At 61.1% G+C, this 15981-nt stretch carries 14 protein-coding genes; 9 read left to right on the top strand and 5 right to left on the bottom strand.

The window, feature by feature from the left end; all coding sequences use genetic code 11:
* Positions 1-12 precede the first annotated feature (12 nt).
* Entirely contained in the window at positions 13-1479 is a 1467-nt protein-coding gene (gene mltF / locus BLT89_RS11650) for a membrane-bound lytic murein transglycosylase MltF (protein WP_090195406.1), read from the bottom strand.
* A gap of 151 nt (positions 1480-1630) precedes the next feature.
* Here mltF and purL point away from each other — a divergent pair, with 151 nt between their 5' ends.
* The 3 genes from purL (at position 1631) to BLT89_RS11635 (ending at position 7724) form a co-directional block, all read left to right on the top strand.
* Entirely contained in the window at positions 1631-5527 is a 3897-nt protein-coding gene (gene purL / locus BLT89_RS11645) for a phosphoribosylformylglycinamidine synthase (protein WP_090195403.1), read from the top strand.
* Between the two features lie 157 nt (positions 5528-5684).
* Positions 5685-7301: a GGDEF domain-containing response regulator gene (locus BLT89_RS11640; protein WP_090198968.1), complete on the top strand. Its 1617-nt coding sequence runs from the start codon at positions 5685-5687 to the stop codon at positions 7299-7301.
* A gap of 105 nt (positions 7302-7406) precedes the next feature.
* The gene (locus tag BLT89_RS11635) at positions 7407-7724 is read left to right on the top strand and encodes a Nif3-like dinuclear metal center hexameric protein (protein WP_090195401.1); all 318 of its coding nucleotides are present in this window, start codon (positions 7407-7409) and stop codon (positions 7722-7724) included.
* On the opposite strand, the gene BLT89_RS11630 is transcribed toward BLT89_RS11635, so the two are convergent.
* Together BLT89_RS11630 and BLT89_RS11625 are read right to left on the bottom strand one after the other, a co-directional pair.
* Entirely contained in the window at positions 7725-8228 is a 504-nt protein-coding gene (locus BLT89_RS11630; protein ID WP_090198966.1) for a L,D-transpeptidase family protein, read from the bottom strand.
* Positions 8229-8261: 33 nt separating this feature from the next.
* Positions 8262-8816, bottom strand: a complete 555-nt coding sequence (locus BLT89_RS11625; protein WP_090195398.1) for an NUDIX hydrolase — start codon at positions 8814-8816, stop codon at positions 8262-8264.
* A 148-nt stretch (positions 8817-8964) separates the two neighbouring features.
* Here BLT89_RS11625 and BLT89_RS11620 point away from each other — a divergent pair, with 148 nt between their 5' ends.
* The 5 genes from BLT89_RS11620 (at position 8965) to BLT89_RS11600 (ending at position 12290) form a co-directional block, all read left to right on the top strand.
* On the top strand, positions 8965-9567 hold the full coding sequence (locus tag BLT89_RS11620; protein ID WP_090195395.1) for a CoA pyrophosphatase: 603 nt from the start codon (positions 8965-8967) through the stop codon (positions 9565-9567).
* Between the two features lie 20 nt (positions 9568-9587).
* Positions 9588-10112: a gamma carbonic anhydrase family protein gene (locus BLT89_RS11615; protein ID WP_090195392.1), complete on the top strand. Its 525-nt coding sequence runs from the start codon at positions 9588-9590 to the stop codon at positions 10110-10112.
* Positions 10112-10312 carry a DUF1289 domain-containing protein gene (locus BLT89_RS11610; protein WP_090195389.1) on the top strand — a complete coding sequence of 67 codons (201 nt, stop codon included), beginning with the start codon at positions 10112-10114 and terminating at the stop codon, positions 10310-10312. The genes BLT89_RS11615 and BLT89_RS11610 overlap by 1 nt, the downstream gene beginning before the upstream one ends.
* A 65-nt stretch (positions 10313-10377) precedes the next feature.
* Positions 10378-11559 (top strand): formate-dependent phosphoribosylglycinamide formyltransferase, encoded by a 1182-nt coding sequence (purT, locus tag BLT89_RS11605; RefSeq protein ID WP_090195386.1) that lies wholly within the window; start codon positions 10378-10380, stop codon positions 11557-11559.
* Positions 11556-12290, top strand: a complete 735-nt coding sequence (locus BLT89_RS11600; RefSeq protein ID WP_090195383.1) for an SGNH/GDSL hydrolase family protein — start codon at positions 11556-11558, stop codon at positions 12288-12290. Before purT ends, BLT89_RS11600 begins: the two co-directional genes overlap by 4 nt.
* Here BLT89_RS11600 and BLT89_RS11595 read toward each other — a convergent pair.
* Positions 12261-13547, bottom strand: a complete 1287-nt coding sequence (locus BLT89_RS11595) for an HlyC/CorC family transporter (RefSeq protein ID WP_090195380.1) — start codon at positions 13545-13547, stop codon at positions 12261-12263. The genes BLT89_RS11600 and BLT89_RS11595 overlap by 30 nt on opposite strands.
* Positions 13548-13555: 8 nt before the next feature.
* Positions 13556-14356: a cytochrome C assembly family protein gene (locus BLT89_RS11590; protein ID WP_090195376.1), complete on the bottom strand. Its 801-nt coding sequence runs from the start codon at positions 14354-14356 to the stop codon at positions 13556-13558.
* Between the two features lie 140 nt (positions 14357-14496).
* Between BLT89_RS11590 and ffh the strand changes: the two genes are divergently transcribed.
* On the top strand, positions 14497-15873 hold the full coding sequence (gene ffh, locus BLT89_RS11585) for a signal recognition particle protein (RefSeq protein ID WP_090195373.1): 1377 nt from the start codon (positions 14497-14499) through the stop codon (positions 15871-15873).
* Positions 15874-15981: the final 108 nt, after the last annotated feature.

The following is a 15981-nucleotide window of genomic DNA, read 5'->3' as shown; positions in this document are numbered from 1 at the left end:
CCTGCGCGCCCATCACATCGGCGCCAGTTCTTCCTTGGGCGGCGTCTTGTTGATCGCCGGTTTGTGCAGGGAATTGTCGGCAAGCTGGTTGCTTTCCAGCTGGGGCTGGGTGGCCCAGCTGAGGATGTCGTAGTAGCGGCGGATATTGTTGACGAAATGCACCGGCTCACCGCCACGGGCATAGCCGTACTTGGTCTGGGTGTACCACTTCTTCTGCGCCAGGCGCGGCAGCATTTTTTTCACATCCAGCCATTTGTCCGGGTTCAGACCTTCTTTCTGCGCCAGGATGCGGGCATCTTCCAGGTGCCCGCCGCCGACGTTGTAGGCGGCCAGGGCAAACCAGGTGCGGTCCGGTTCCTGGATGCTCCCGGGCAGTGACTCCTTGACGTGGGCAAAGTACTTGCTGCCGCCGTGAATGCTCTGCATCGGATCGAGACGGTTGGCCACACCCATGGCCTGGGCGGTGCGCTGGGTCAGCATCATCAGACCGCGCACGCCGGTTTTCGAGGTCACCTCGGGCTGCCAGAGGGATTCCTGGTAGCCCAGCGCAGCCATCAGCCGCCAGTCGACCCCGTGTTCCTGCGCCGATTTGCGAAACTGTTGCTCGTAGCGCGGCAGGCGTTGTTGCAGGTGTCGGGCAAAGGTATAGGCGCCGACGTAGCCGAGCTGGTCGACATGGCCGTAAAAGCGTTGCTTGAGTCGCTGCAGGGTGCCGTTCTGGCTAACCTGATCGAGGAACTTGTTGGCTTCTGCCAGCAGGCTGTCGTCATCCGTGGCAGCGACCATCCACACCACGTTGGTGGGTTTGCCCAGATCGAAGGCGACCCGCACATTGGGAAAATACACCTGGTTCATCGCCAGTTCGTTGGAGTCGACCAGGGTCAGGTCGATCACGCCTTCATCAACCATGCGCAGCAGGTCGTTGACCTCTACCGCATCGGATTCTTCATATTCCAGTTCGGGCATTTCCAGTTTCAGCGCGGCCAGCTGTTCTGCGTGACTGCTGCCCTTGAGCACCATGATGCGTTTGCCGAGCAGATCCCTGGGTTGCGAGGGGCGGCGTTGATCCTTGTGGTAGATGACCTGCGGCGTGACTTCGAGATAGGGATGGCTGAAACGCGCCTGCTCCTGACGACCGGGGCTTTCCACCAGACCGGCAGCGGCCAGGGCGATGGCGTCGGACTTGTTCAGCCGGGTGAACAGGTCGTCGAGGTTGTCGGCCATCTCGATCTGCAGCTCCACGCCCAGATACTCGGCAAACAGCTTGCTCAGCTCGTATTCGAATCCGGTCTCGCCGTTCTTGTCCTGAAAATAGGTGGCGGGGCTGTTGCGGGTAATCACATGCAGTACGCCTGCGTCCCGAACGCGTTCGAGAGCCGTAGGCTGGGGAGTTTCCTCGCAGCCTGCAATCAGCGGGATGCAGACAATCAGCAACAGGCAGATGGCCCGGCGTGCCTGACATTTGATCTGAATAAGCATGGCTGGAGTATACGCAAAGCATCGGTGGCGCCATATACAACTGTTGGTTAACTGGCCAACCGCTGCGGGCGCTGTTCGCGGGTGCCGATCGGCAGGGGATTAGGCTAGAATGCGCAACTTTCCAGCACACCCCTCCGAGGCTGTTCCGACGATGTTGATTCTGCGCGGCGCCCCCGCTCTTTCTGCCTTTCGCCATGGCAAACTGCTCGAGCAACTGACCAGCAAGATCCCCGCAGTCAGCGGCCTGTACGCAGAATTTGCGCATTTTGCCGACCTCGACGGTGAGCTGCTCGACGCTGAACGGCAGGTACTGTCGCGCCTGCTCAAGTACGGCCCGAGTGTGCCGGTGCAGGAACCGGCAGGGCGCTTGCTGCTGGTTTTGCCGCGTTTCGGCACCATTTCACCCTGGTCGAGCAAGGCCAGCGATATCGCCCGCAACTGTGGTCTGGGCAAGATTCTGCGGCTGGAGCGTGGTATTGCCTATTACGTTGCCGGTGACTTGAGCGAGGCGGATGTCAGTGCCGTGGCGGCGCTGCTGCATGACCGCATGACCCAGCTGGTGGTGGATAGCCTGGAGCAGGCCGCGGCACTGTTCAGCCATGCGCAGCCGACCCCGCTGCAGGCGGTGGATATACTGGCTGGCGGGCGTGCGGCCCTGGAACAGGCCAATAGTGAGCTGGGCCTGGCACTGGCCGAAGACGAAATCGATTATCTGCTGCAGAGCTTCAACGATCTCCAGCGCAATCCCCATGACATCGAACTGATGATGTTCGCCCAGGCCAACTCCGAGCACTGCCGGCACAAGATCTTCAACGCCAGCTGGGATATCGACGGCGAGAACCAGAGCAAGTCGCTGTTCGGCATGATCAAGAACACCAACGAGCTGCACGGCGAAGGCGTGCTGTCGGCCTATAAAGACAATGCTGCGGTAATTGTCGGCAGCAGCGCCGGACGTTTCTATCCGGACCCCGAGACGCGCGAGTACGCGGCGAATCAGCAGCCGGTGCATATCCTGATGAAGGTGGAAACCCACAACCACCCGACCGCGATTGCGCCATTCCCCGGTGCCTCTACCGGCTCCGGTGGCGAGATCCGCGATGAGGGTGCGACTGGCCGGGGCGCCAAGCCCAAGGCCGGTCTGGTTGGCTTTACCGTATCCAACCTGAATATTCCCGGCTTCGAACAGCCGTGGGAAAAGCCCTACGGCAAACCCGAGCGCATCGTTACCGCGCTGGACATCATGCTCGAAGGCCCGCTGGGTGGCGCGGCGTTCAACAACGAGTTTGGCCGTCCGGCGCTGACCGGTTACTTCCGCACCTTCGAACAGAGCATCACGACCCCGCGCGGGGCAGAAGTGCGTGGCTATCACAAGCCGATCATGCTCGCCGGCGGTATGGGCAACATCCGTGAAGACCATGTGCAGAAGGCCGGCATCAGCGTCGGTGGCAAGCTCATCGTGCTCGGTGGTCCGGCCATGCTTATCGGCCTGGGCGGCGGTGCCGCTTCATCTATGGCTACCGGTGCCAGTTCGGCCGATCTGGATTTCGCCTCGGTACAGCGCGAAAACCCGGAAATGGAGCGCCGTTGTCAGGAGGTCATCGACCGCTGCTGGCAGCTGGGCGAACAGAATCCGATCAAATTCATCCATGACGTGGGTGCCGGCGGCCTGTCCAATGCCTTCCCCGAGCTGGTGAATGACGGTGGTCGCGGCGGGCGCTTCGAGCTGCGCAAGGTGCCGAATGACGAACCCGGCATGGCACCCCACGAGATCTGGTGCAACGAATCGCAGGAGCGCTATGTGCTGTCGGTGGACAGCGCCGATCTTGCACGCTTCCAGGCCATCTGCGAACGCGAGCGCTGCCCGTTCGCCGTGGTGGGTGAGGCCACCGCCGAAGCGCATCTGACCGTTTCTGACAGCCATTTCGGTAACAAACCGGTGGACATGCCGCTCAACGTCCTGCTCGGCAAGGCGCCGCGCATGCATCGCAGCGCGCAGCGCGAAGCCGAACAGGGCGATGCCTTTGACCCCGCTCAGGTGGACCTGAACGAGGCGATAACCCGCGTACTCAGCCATCCGGCAGTGGCCAGCAAGAATTTCCTGATCACCATTGGTGATCGCAGCATTACCGGCCTGGTGGCCCGCGACCAGATGGTCGGTCCGTGGCAGGTGCCGGTGGCCGATTGTGCAGTCACCGCCACCAGCTTCGATGTCTACACCGGCGAAGCCATGGCCATGGGCGAACGGACGCCGCTGGCCCTGCTGGATGCCGCTGCCTCCGGGCGCATGGCAATTGGCGAAACGCTGACCAATATCATGGCCGCGCGTATCGACAAGCTGTCCGACATCAAGCTCTCGGCCAACTGGATGGCTGCCGCCGGTCATCCGGGCGAAGACGCCCGCCTGTACGACACGGTGCAGGCTGTGGGCATGCAATTGTGCCCGGAGCTGGGCATCACGATTCCGGTGGGCAAGGACTCGATGTCGATGAAAACCCGCTGGCAGGATGACGGCGTCGACAAGAGCGTGACTTCGCCCTTGTCACTGATCGTTTCCGGCTTTGCCCCGGTGCTCGACATTCGCCAGACCATGACGCCGCAACTGCGCCTGGATCGTGGCGAAACCGATCTGATCCTGATCGATCTGGGTCGCGGACAGAACCGCATGGGCGCATCGATTCTTGCCCAGGTTTACAGCCAGCTCGGCCAGCAGGTGCCGGACGTGGATGATGCCGAAGACCTCAAGGCGCTGTTCGCCGTGGTGCAAGGCTTGAATGCCGACAACAAACTGCTGGCCTACCATGACCGCTCCGACGGTGGCTTGCTGGCGAGCGTGCTGGAAATGGCCTTTGCCGGGCATTGCGGGCTGGATCTGTGCCTGGATCCGCTGGCTGGCGGCAGGGATGAACTGGCTGCCGTGCTGTTCAATGAAGAGCTGGGCGCAGTAATCCAGGTGCGCCAGGACGATACCGAAGAAATTCTTTCGCAATTCAGCGCTGCCGGTCTGGGCGATTGTGTTGCCGTGATCGGTCAGCCGGTCAATGCCGAGCAGGTGAATATCCGCTTTGCCGGTGAGCTGTTGTTCAACGCCGAACGGCGCCTGCTGCAAGGTGAATGGAGCCAGACCAGCTATCGCATGCAGCGCCTGCGTGACAACGCACTGTGTGCCGATCAGGAATTCGAGGCGCTGCTCGACGAGAACAACCCCGGGCTGTCGGCCAAGCTGTCGTTTGATGTTAACGAGGATATTGCCGCGCCTTATATCAAGACCGCTGTGCGACCAAAGATCGCCGTGCTGCGTGAGCAGGGCGTCAACGGTCAGGTGGAAATGGCTGCGGCGTTCGACCGCGCCGGGTTTGCCGCGGTCGATGTGCACATGAGCGACATTCTCGGTGGCAGCGTCAGTCTGGAGCAGTTCAAGGGGCTGGTTGCTTGTGGTGGTTTCTCCTATGGCGACGTGCTCGGTGCCGGTGAAGGCTGGGCCAAATCGATCCTGTTCAATGCCCGCGCCCGCGATGCCTTCCAGGGTTTCTTCGAGCGCGCTGACAGCTTTGCGCTGGGTGTGTGCAACGGTTGCCAGATGCTCTCCAACCTGCACGAACTGATCCCCGGCAGCGATCTGTGGCCGCACTTCGTGCGTAACCGTTCGGAGCAGTTCGAGGCGCGGGTGGCCATGGTCCAGGTGCAGGAATCGGCGTCGATCTTCCTGCAGGGCATGGCCGGCTCGCGGTTGCCGATTGCCATCGCCCACGGTGAAGGGCATGCCGAGTTCGCCAGCGCAGAAGCCCTGCTCGAGGCGGATCTGTCCGGCAGCGTGGCGCTGCGCTTCATCGACAACTACGGCAAGGTCACCGAGAGCTACCCGGCCAACCCGAATGGCTCACCCCGTGGCATCACCGGTCTGTGCAACCAGGACGGTCGCGTGACCATCATGATGCCGCACCCGGAGCGGGTGTTCCGTGCCGTGCAGAACTCCTGGCAACCCGAAGGCTGGCAGGAAGACGGCGGCTGGTTGCGCATGTTCCGCAATGCGCGGGTCTGGGTCGACTGACAGGGCTGCTGATGTGTTGATCCGGCGCTCATGCAGGCAGGTTCGGCGAGGCTGCTGAACCTGCGCAAAACGCCAGAAATCCGGCGGCTGCGAGGGCTGCAGAGTGGTGCTAGCATTGCCCCACTCTTTTGCGCAGATCAGCGGATTCAGCCAGACCATGCACGATCAGAGCCAGCCCCGCAGCAATCACCTCAAGCGCCACTTTGCCCGCCGGGTCATCCATCAGGCCAGGATGACCCTCGAGCTGTGGCAGCGTCTGCAGTCGGGTGTCTGGAACGCGCAGGAAATGGCCGCACTGGTTGAAAGCAATCGCCTGCTGCTGCGTTATGCGCAGCGCTTCGAACAAGCCGAGCACAGCCAGCTGGCTACGGGCATCAACCACTGCCTGAACGCCGTGGCCGACAATAAAGGCCGCCTCTATAGCGAAGTGATTGCCGAACTCAATCTGCTCATGCAGCGTTTGTCGCGTACCGGCCTGCGCCACCATGACGAGCTTGAGGAAGTCGTGTTGCCGGCCTTGCGCCGGCCGATCTATGTTGCCCTGCAAGATCCGCTGGCGAGCAAGCGGCTGAGTATGCAGCTGCAGTCATTCGGCTTGTTCACGCAGGTCTTTGACAGTCTCGACGGCTTTAATTCCGCACTGGCAGTGCGGCATCCGGCGGCGATTGTTCTGGATGTCGACTTTACCGGCCAAGACTGCGGCCTGCGCTTCGCCCAGGCGTTGCAGCAAGGCAGTGCGGCCAGGTTGCCGTTGCTGTTTTTCAGCCGTCAAGACGCCGACACGCAGACCCGCCTTAGCGCGGTGTGTGCCGGTGGTCAGGCGTTTTTTACCGGTACGATTGACGCGTCCATTGTGCTTGAGTGCATCGAGCGGCTGACCAGAATTGCCCATTTCGAGCCCTACAAGGTACTGGTGGTGGATGACTCGCGTGCCCAGGCATCCTTTACCGAGCGCGCGCTGAACAGCGCCGGTATGGTTACCAGCACCCTCCATGAGCCGAACAGGGTGATGAGCGAGCTGGCCGAATTTCAACCCGATCTGATCATCCTCGACATGTATATGCCGCGCTGCAGCGGGCCCGAACTGGCCAAGGTGATTCGCCAGAGCGAGCGCTATGTCAGCGTGCCGATCATTTTTCTCTCTGCCGAAGGCGACCTCGACAAACAGCTGGATGCCATGGGCGAGGGCGCTGATGATTTCATTACCAAACCCATCAAGCCACGACACCTGATTGCAACCGTGCGTCAGCGCGCCGCACGGGCGCGGAGCCTGCATGCGCTGATGGTGCGCGACAGTCTTACCGGCCTGTACAACCACACGCATATCCTGCAATTGCTTGAAGATGCTTGCGGCCGCGCTCGGCGTACGGCCCGCCCGTTGAGTTTTGCCATGCTGGATATCGACTTCTTCAAGAAGGTCAACGATACCTATGGTCATCCGGTGGGCGACCGCGTCATCAAAAGCCTGGCCGTGTTTCTCAAGCAGCGCTTGCGCAAGACCGACTTTATCGGCCGCTATGGTGGCGAGGAGTTTGCCGTGGTGTTGCCGGACACGGCCGCAGCTTCAGCGCTGAAGGTGATCGAGGAAATACGCCAGCACTTTGCCGAGATACTGCATCCGGCGCAGCCGCAGGATCTGTTTTGCACCTTCAGTTGTGGTATAGCCGAGCTGCAGGGCAGTGAAGACGGCAAGATGCTGTCGAAAAATGCCGATCTGGCGCTGTACAGCGCCAAGCAGGCAGGGCGCAATCAGGTGGCGTTGTTTATTCGCTGACTTCCCACGACCCTGTCGTTCTGCTGGTCTGTGAGCAGGCGGCTGAAGCGGTTGCCATGGATGCGATACACCAGCAGCTGTTCGTCCTGCGAGGAGCAAGTGGTCATGTACAAGCTGTGTTTTTTTGTGCCGGAAAGCCATCTGCAGACGGTCAAGTCAGCGGTATTTGCCGCTGGCGGCGGCTTGATTGGCGCTTACGACAGTTGCTGCTGGCAAACCCTTGGTCTGGGGCAGTTTCGCCCGTTGTCCGGCAGTCAGCCGTATATTGGCCAAAGCGGGCAGCTTGAGCAGGTACAGGAGTGGAAAGTCGAACTGGTTGTCGCTGACGGGTTGATCCAGTCTGCAGTAAAAGCCTTGCTGCAGGCCCATCCCTACGAGACCCCGGCGTATGAGGTCTGGCGCCTGGCCGACCTGCCGGTCTGATCAGGGGCGGATTTCGATCAGCGTGCCATCCCTGACCAGGCCCCAGACCTCGCGCATGTCGCCATTTTTCATGGCTATGCAGCCATTGGTCCAGTCCAGGGTGTGGAAATACCACTCCGGGTAGTCCTCACTCACCGGTGTGCCATGCACCATGATCATGCCACCCGGCGCCAGGCCTTTGGCCGTAGCGGCTGCACGGTCATTGGCATTCGGGTAGGAGACATGCAGCGACAGGTTGTAGTTCTCGCTGGTCTTGCGCCAGTCGATCCAGTAGAAGCCTTCCGGGGTGCGGTTGTCGCCTTCGCGGAATTTCGGCCCCTTGGGTTGCTTGCCCAGGGATATGCGATAGGACTTGAGCACCTGGCCACGGTGCAGCAACTGCAGCTTGCGTTCGGATTTGAGTACCAGCACCTTGTCCACCGGTTTGCCGTCAAGTGTCGGGCTGGCATTGGCGTTGGCACAGGTGGCAACGCACAGGAACAGCACAGCCAGCAGACAGCGGATAGACAGGTGCATCAGGAACCCTTCAGGCGGACATCAGACTTTCTTGTGGTGACCCGGAGGCGGGCCGATCGATTCGTTGCGCAACGGGTAGAGCTCGGTCTGCCGGTCAGCGAAGAAGTATTCTAAAGTACGCCCGATGGTCGGGAAAGCCAGCTCTGACCAAGGGATGTCTGCTTCATCGAAGAGTTGTACTTCCAGGCTTTCCTCCCCGGCAGCAAAGTCCAGATCGGCCAGTTCGGCGCGGAACAGCATATACACCTGATTGATATGCGGCAGGTCAAACAGTGTGTACAGACTGAGCTTGCGTACCCGCGCGCAGGCTTCCTCAAGGGTTTCGCGGATGGCCGCCTGCTCGACCGTCTCGCCGTTTTCCATGAAGCCGGCCGGCAGGGTCCACAAGCCATAGCGCGGCTGAATCGCCCTGCGGCACAGCAATACCTGCTGCTGCCACACCGGCAGGCAGCCGGCGACGATGCGCGGGTTCTGGTAATGGATGGTCTGGCACTGGTCGCAGACATGCCGCAGGCGGTTGTCCCCCTGCGGGATTTTCTGGCTGAGCGGGTTGCCACATTGGCTGCAGAATTTCATCTGGACTCCTTAGCGATGGGGAATCTTGAACGTTGTGCGGGTCATCGACAAGGCGCAGCGGCGATATCGGCGCAATCTGTTGCGGGGGCTTGGGCGCTTGTCACCTTCATGCCATCATGCAGAGCAGAGAATAAATTCGAGAAGATTCATGCTGGACGAGATGTTCCGCCGCATTCAGGGCTATTCGCCACAAACCTTCGAGGTTGATCCGTGCTTTCCCGAGGCGGCGGTGCTGATACCGATTACCCGTAGCGAGTCACCCGAGCTGGTGCTGACGCTGCGCGCCAGCGGTTTGTCGACCCATGGTGGTGAGGTGGCGTTTCCCGGCGGCCGGCGTGATCCGGAAGATCGCGACCTGATCCATACCGCCCTGCGTGAAGCGCAGGAGGAAATCGGTCTGGCGCCTGGTCTGGTCGAGGTGGTCGGGCCGCTGACGGCACTGGTGTCGCGTTACGGCATCAAGGTCACGCCTTATGTCGGTTTCGTGCCGGACTACTTTGACTACCTGCCCAACGATGCCGAGATTGCGGCGGTGTTCAATGTGCCGCTGGAGTTTTTCTGCGCCGATCCGCGCGAAATGACCCACCGTATCGATTATCAGGGGCGTAGCTGGTATGTACCCAGCTACCGTTACGAGGATTACAAAATCTGGGGCCTGACCGCCATCATGGTGGTGGAACTGGTCAACCTGCTGTTCGATGCCGGCATCGCCTTGCACGAGCCACCGGAATCTTTTGTCAAACTGCGTTGAAACTGAATGAGGATGCTTGCATGAAGTACCGTCTGGGCACTGCCGAAGTGGATTGTCATGCCGACAGCTGGATTGCTCCCGATGCCAGTGTGATCGGCAAGGTTCGTCTGGAGAAGGGCGCCAGTGTCTGGTTCGGCGCCGTGTTGCGTGGCGACAATGAACTGATCCATATCGGTGAAGACAGCAATGTGCAGGATGGCACGGTGATGCATACCGATATGGGCAGCCCGCTGACTCTGGGCAAGGGCGTGACCATTGGGCATAACGCCATGCTGCATGGCTGCACGGTCGGCGATTACAGCCTGATCGGCATCAACGCGGTGATCCTCAATGGGGCGAAGATCGGCAAAAACTGCATCATCGGCGCCAATACGCTGGTGGGTGAAGGCAAGGAAATCCCCGATGGCAGTCTGGTGGTCGGCTCCCCGGGCAAGGTGGTGCGCGAGCTCAACGATGCGCAGAAGCTGATGCTCAAGGCCAGTGCCGAACACTATGTGCAGAATGCCCGGCGCTATGCGCGTGAACTGGTCGAGCAAAGCGACTGATGCAGCAGGGCGAACGTCCGCTGGCCTCTCCGTGCGTGGCGATCTGCGCGCTGGACGAGCAGGACATCTGTATCGGCTGCCAGCGTTCGGCAGACGAAATTACCCGCTGGGGGCGCATGGACAATGCCGAGCGCCGCGTTGTGCTGCAGCGTTGTCATCAGCGTGCCGTGACCGGCGGGCAGATCATGCGAACGTCATAGCCTTTCGCGTGCCCGGCGCTGAAAGTTATGCTCAATTCATCGGTTGCTAGCAGAGGGACAAGGCAATGCCACGTATAGGAACACCACTTTCGCCGACAGCGGTCCGGGTCCTGCTCTGCGGTTCCGGTGAGCTGGGCAAGGAGGTGGCGATCGAGCTGCAGCGTTTCGGCTGCGAAGTGATTGCCGTTGATCGTTACGCCAATGCTCCGGCGATGCAGGTGGCACACCGCAGCCATGTGCTCAGCATGCTCGATGGCCAGGCGTTGCGCGCGGTGATCGAGCTGGAAAATCCGCACTACATCGTGCCCGAAATAGAAGCCATCGCCACCGACACCCTGCTGGAGCTGGAGGCCGAAGGCTATACCGTGATACCTACGGCCCGTGCGGCCAGTCTGACCATGAATCGCGAAGGCATCCGCCGTCTGGCCGCCGAGGATCTGGGCTTGCCGACCTCGCCGTTCTACTTCGCCGACAACTACGCAGACTATGCCGAAGCCGCCGCAAAGCTGGGTTACCCCTGTGTGGTCAAGCCGATCATGAGTTCTTCCGGCAAGGGCCAGTCGCTGCTCAAGTCGGCGGATGATCTGCAGGCTGCCTGGGACTATGCCCAGCAAGGCGGGCGCGCCGGCAAGGGGCGGGTGATCATCGAGGGCTTTATCGACTTCGATTACGAAATCACCCTGCTGACGGTAAGGCATGCCGCTGGCACGACCTTTTGTGCGCCGGTCGGGCATCGCCAGGTGCGTGGGGATTACCATGAGTCCTGGCAGCCGCAGGTGATGAATGCCGGCGCGCTGGAAGAGTCCGAACGCATTGCCCGCGCCGTCACCGAAGCGCTGGGTGGCCGCGGCCTGTTCGGTGTCGAGCTGTTCGTCAGGGATGAGCAGGTCTGGTTCAGTGAGGTTTCACCGCGGCCGCACGACACCGGCCTGGTCACGCTGATTTCACAGGACCTGTCCGAGTTTGCCCTGCATGCCCGGGCGATTCTCGGCTTGCCGATCCCGCAGGTACGCCAGCTCGGCCCTGCCGCTTCGGCGGTAATTCTGGTCGAAGGCGAATCCAGCAGCGTCAGCTTCGGGAATCTTGATGCGGCCCTGGCTGAGCCGGATACGGCACTACGCCTGTTTGGCAAGCCGGAAGTCAGCGGGCAACGACGCATGGGTGTGGCGCTGGCGCGTGACGAGTCGGTTGAGCAGGCGCGGCAGAAAGCCTGTCGGGTAGCACGGGCAATTCGGGTCGAGTTATGAGGCGACTGGCCAGTTTTGGCTGGTGGCTACTGTTGGTCGCACTGCTACCCATTCTGTTGCCGCAGGCGCTGTTCACCAGGCGGCGCGCCATACGGCTGTCGCCGGCCAGCGGGCCCCAGGCCGGTATCGCCGGCAGCTTTGATGGCGAGCCGCTGCGTCTGTTGCTGGTCGGAGAATCGACGGTAGCCGGAGTCGGGGTTGGCAGTCAGCAGGAAGCGCTGGCCGGGCAGCTGGCCGGGCAGCTGGCGATGCGCTTGCAGCGACCAGTTGCCTGGCAGGCGCTGGGGGAAAACGGCATTACCGCCAGCGAGGCGGTCGAGCGCCTGCTGCCGCAGGTGGCCGCGGAGCATTTCGATCTGGTGCTGCTGGTGTTCGGCGTCAACGACACCACGCATTTCAGTTCGAGGCGTCGCTGGCAGGCCGCGCTTGAAGCGTTGGCGCAACCCTTTGCAGCAGCAGATTGCCGGGTAGCCTTTACTTCGGTTCCGCCCATGCAGCACTTTTCGGCCCTGCCATGGCTGTTGCGCAAGATGCTTGGCTGGCGCGCGTACATGCTGGACTCCCAGCTGGGCGAGGTGGCCGGGCAGCTTTCGGCCAGCCACTGTCGGGTCACGCTCGAGTTCACCCCGGCATATATGGCGCATGACGGCTACCACCCGTCTGCGCTCGGCTACCGGGTCTGGGCCGAAGTCTTGTCCGGGTTACTGCTCGGAACTTTGCGGCGCGGTTGATTTGCTGATTTTCCAGGCGCGCACGCGACTAACCCGACTTTCGGTGACCTGCAGGATTTCCAGCCGGTAAGGGCCGATCTGCAGGCAGACGCTGTTTTCGGGGATGCTTTCCAGGGCTTCGGTGACCAGCCCGTTCAGGGTTTTCGGGCCATCGCAGGGCAGGTGCCAGTCGAGCTGACGATTCAGGTCGCGCAGGTTGATGGTGCCTTCGATAATAAAGCTGCCATCATCCTGCGGCTCTATCTCGCTTTGCTGAGCCGGGCTTTGCGCAGTGAACTCGCCAACGATCTCTTCGAGAATGTCTTCCAGAGTGGCAACGCCGATTACCTCGCCGTACTCGTCCACGACTATGCCGATGCGACGCTTCTGTTTCTGGAAGTTGATCAGCTGGGTCGATAACGGTGTGCTTTCCGGAACGAAGTAGGGCTGGCTGCTGGCGGCCAGCAGGGCATCCTTGGTCAGCTGGTTCTGGCTCAGCAGGCGGGCAATCTGGCGCATGTGCACCACGCCCTCAATCTGATTTATGTCGCCGCGGAATACCGGCAGGCGGGTGTGCGAGGTGGTACGCAGCTGCTCGATGATATGTTCCAGCGGATCGTCCAGGTCGATGCCGTAGACCTCGTTGCGCGGGATCATGATGTCGTTGACCGTCACCGTTTCCAGATCCAGTACGCTGAGCAGCATGTTCTGCCGGTTGAGCGGCAGCTCGCTGCCGGACTCGCGCACGATGCTGCGCAGTTCTGCAGTCGAAAGTGAGTCGGAGCCGCGTTGCGCGGGATCAATACCGAACAGGCGCAGCAGGCCGTTGCTGACCATGCCGGTGAGCCAGACCACCGGATACAGCAGGCGTTGCAGCAGCAACAACAGATGACTGGCGGGAAAGGCAATGCTTTCCGGGCGCAGGGCGGCCAGGGTCTTTGGCGTGATTTCGCCAAAGATCAGCACCACGATGGTCAGCGCGACCGTGGAAATCGCAATGCCGGCTTCACCCCAGAGATCGACAGCAAGCACGGTGGCAATCGAGGCGGCCAGAATATTTACTACATTATTGCCGACCAGAATGGTGCCGAGCAGGCGGTCCGGACGTTCCAGCAGCCGGGACGCGCGGCGTGCGCCCTTGTGGCCTTCACGGGCGAGATGGCGCAAGCGGTAACGGTTGAGGCTGAGCATTCCGGTTTCCGAGCTGGAAAAGAATGCCGAGCAGATGATCAGAAATACGAGCAAGCCAAGTAACGGGCCTGTTTGGGATTCGTCCACGCTGTTTCTCAGATATGCAGAATGAATTCGCGAACCAGCTTGCTGCCGAAATAGGCCAGCATCAGCAGGCAGAAGCCGGCAAGTGTCCAGCGGATCGCCTTGTGGCCGCGCCAGCCGAGTTGCTGGCGGCCCCACAGCAGGACGCCGAATACCAGCCAGGCAAAGCAGGAAAGCAGGGTCTTGTGCGCCAGATGCTGGGCCAGCAGGTCTTCGACAAACAGCCAGCCGGAGAGCAGCGAAAGCGAGAGCAGGCCCCAGCCGGCCCAGAGAAAGCCGAACAGCAGACTTTCCATGGTTTGCAGCGGCGGGAAATTGCGGATCAGGCCGGACGGATGCTTGTTCTTCAGCTGGTGATCCTGAAGCAACAGCAGCAGGGCCTGGAATACGGCGAGGGTCAGCAGGCCATAGGCCAGTATGGACAGCACGATGTGCGCCAGAATGCCCGGCTGTTCGTTGATGGGCTCGCTGGTGCCGCCCGGAATGAACTGTGCCAGCAAAACACTGAGCATTCCCAGCGGATACAGCAGCAACAGCAGGTTTTCCACCGGCATGCGCTGGTAGGCCAGCAGGACCAGCAGGATGACGGCTGCGGCGATCAGGCTGGCAGCGTTGAAAAAGTCCAGTGCCAGCCCGTTGGGGATAATCAGCTGCAGATAAAGGCAGACCAGTTGCGCGCACAGGGCAATGACGCCCAGGCCAGCCAGGATGCGGCGATCGGGCGCGCTGCGCTTGAACAGCTGCGTACCTTGATAGGTGGAAGCCACGGCATAGACACCGGCGGCGATAAGGCTGAAAAGAAGAGGTTGCATAAGTCCGGAATGACGGGCTCTAAAGAGACTCAGTGTGGCATACAACCACCCGCTGACGAAAGACCGCCGGCGGTGTTGGCACCCGTGGCTCTTGGGTATACTTGGCGCTTTGAAGTAGTCCAGCTCTCGAAGGAGCCTGCATGTTCGACAATCTCACCGATCGCCTGTCGCAAACGCTGCGCACTGTCACCGGCAAAGCCAGGCTCAGCGAAGACAATATCAAGGACACCCTGCGTGAAGTGCGCATGGCGCTGCTGGAGGCCGATGTGGCGCTGCCGGTGGTCAAGGAGTTCGTCAACAAGATCAAGGAGCGCGCGGTAGGCACCGAGGTGTCGAGGAGTCTGACCCCGGGCCAGGCTTTTGTGAAAGTGGTTCGCGCCGAGCTCGAGCAGCTGATGGGCGCGGCCAACGAAGATTTGCAGCTGAACGCCACACCGCCGGCGGTGATTCTGATGGCCGGCCTGCAGGGCGCGGGCAAGACCACCACCGTCGGCAAGCTGGCGCGCTTCCTCAAGGAGCGCAAGAAGAAAAGTGTGATGGTGGTTTCGGCTGACGTTTACCGTCCGGCCGCGATCAAGCAGCTCGAGACGCTGGCGGCTGAAGTAGGCGTGACCTTTTTCCCGTCCGATCTCAGCCAGAAACCGGTAGCTATCGCCGAGGCCGCGATTCGTGAGGCGAAGCTGCAGTTTATCGATGTGGTACTGGTCGATACCGCCGGTCGCCTGCATATAGATGCAGAGATGATGGGCGAGATCCAGGCCTTGCACCGGGCAATCAAGCCGGTGGAAACCCTGTTCGTGGTGGATGCCATGACCGGCCAGGACGCGGCCAATACCGCGCAGGCCTTCAATGAGGCGCTGCCGCTGACCGGGGTGATTCTGACCAAGGTTGATGGCGATGCCCGTGGTGGTGCGGCGCTTTCGGTTCGGGCCATCACCGGCAAGCCGATCAAGTTCCTCGGCATGGGCGAAAAGAGTGACGCGCTGGATCCCTTCCATCCGGACCGGATTGCCTCGCGGATACTGGGCATGGGCGATGTGCTCAGCCTGATCGAACAGGCCGAGCAGACGCTGGACAAGGAAAAAGCCGAAAAGCTCACCAAAAAGCTGAAAAAGGGCAAAGGCTTCGATCTCGAGGATTTCCGTGACCAGCTACAGCAGATGAAGAACATGGGTGGTCTCGGCGGCCTGATGGACAAGCTGCCCAGCATGGGTGGTGTCAATCTGGCGCAGATGGGCAATGCCCAGGGTGTTGCCGAGAAGCAGTTCAAGCAGATGGAAGCGATCATCAACTCGATGACGCCGCTGGAGCGGCGCGACCCGGAAGTTATCAGCGGCTCACGCAAGCGGCGGATCGCCATGGGCTCCGGCACCCAGGTGCAGGACGTCGGCAAGCTGATCAAGCAACACAAGCAAATGCAGAAGATGATGAAGAAATTTACAGCCAAGGGTGGCATGGCCAAGATGATGCGTGGCATGGGCGGGATGCTGCCCGGCGGTGGCATGCCGAAGATGTAAGGGCAGTAATCGATAGCCGGCTGGAAATAGGGGTTTGCAATTGGCCGGATAATCCTTAGAATGTGCGGCCTTTCGGGGCCCTCAAGCCTCGGCGAATATTTCGCTCGC

The sequence above is a fragment of the Pseudomonas pohangensis genome (assembly GCF_900105995.1).
Classification (GTDB): domain Bacteria; phylum Pseudomonadota; class Gammaproteobacteria; order Pseudomonadales; family Pseudomonadaceae; genus Aquipseudomonas; species Aquipseudomonas pohangensis.
The sequence above is the reverse complement of the archived record's forward strand: the minus strand, read 5'-3'. Positions and strand labels throughout refer to the sequence as shown.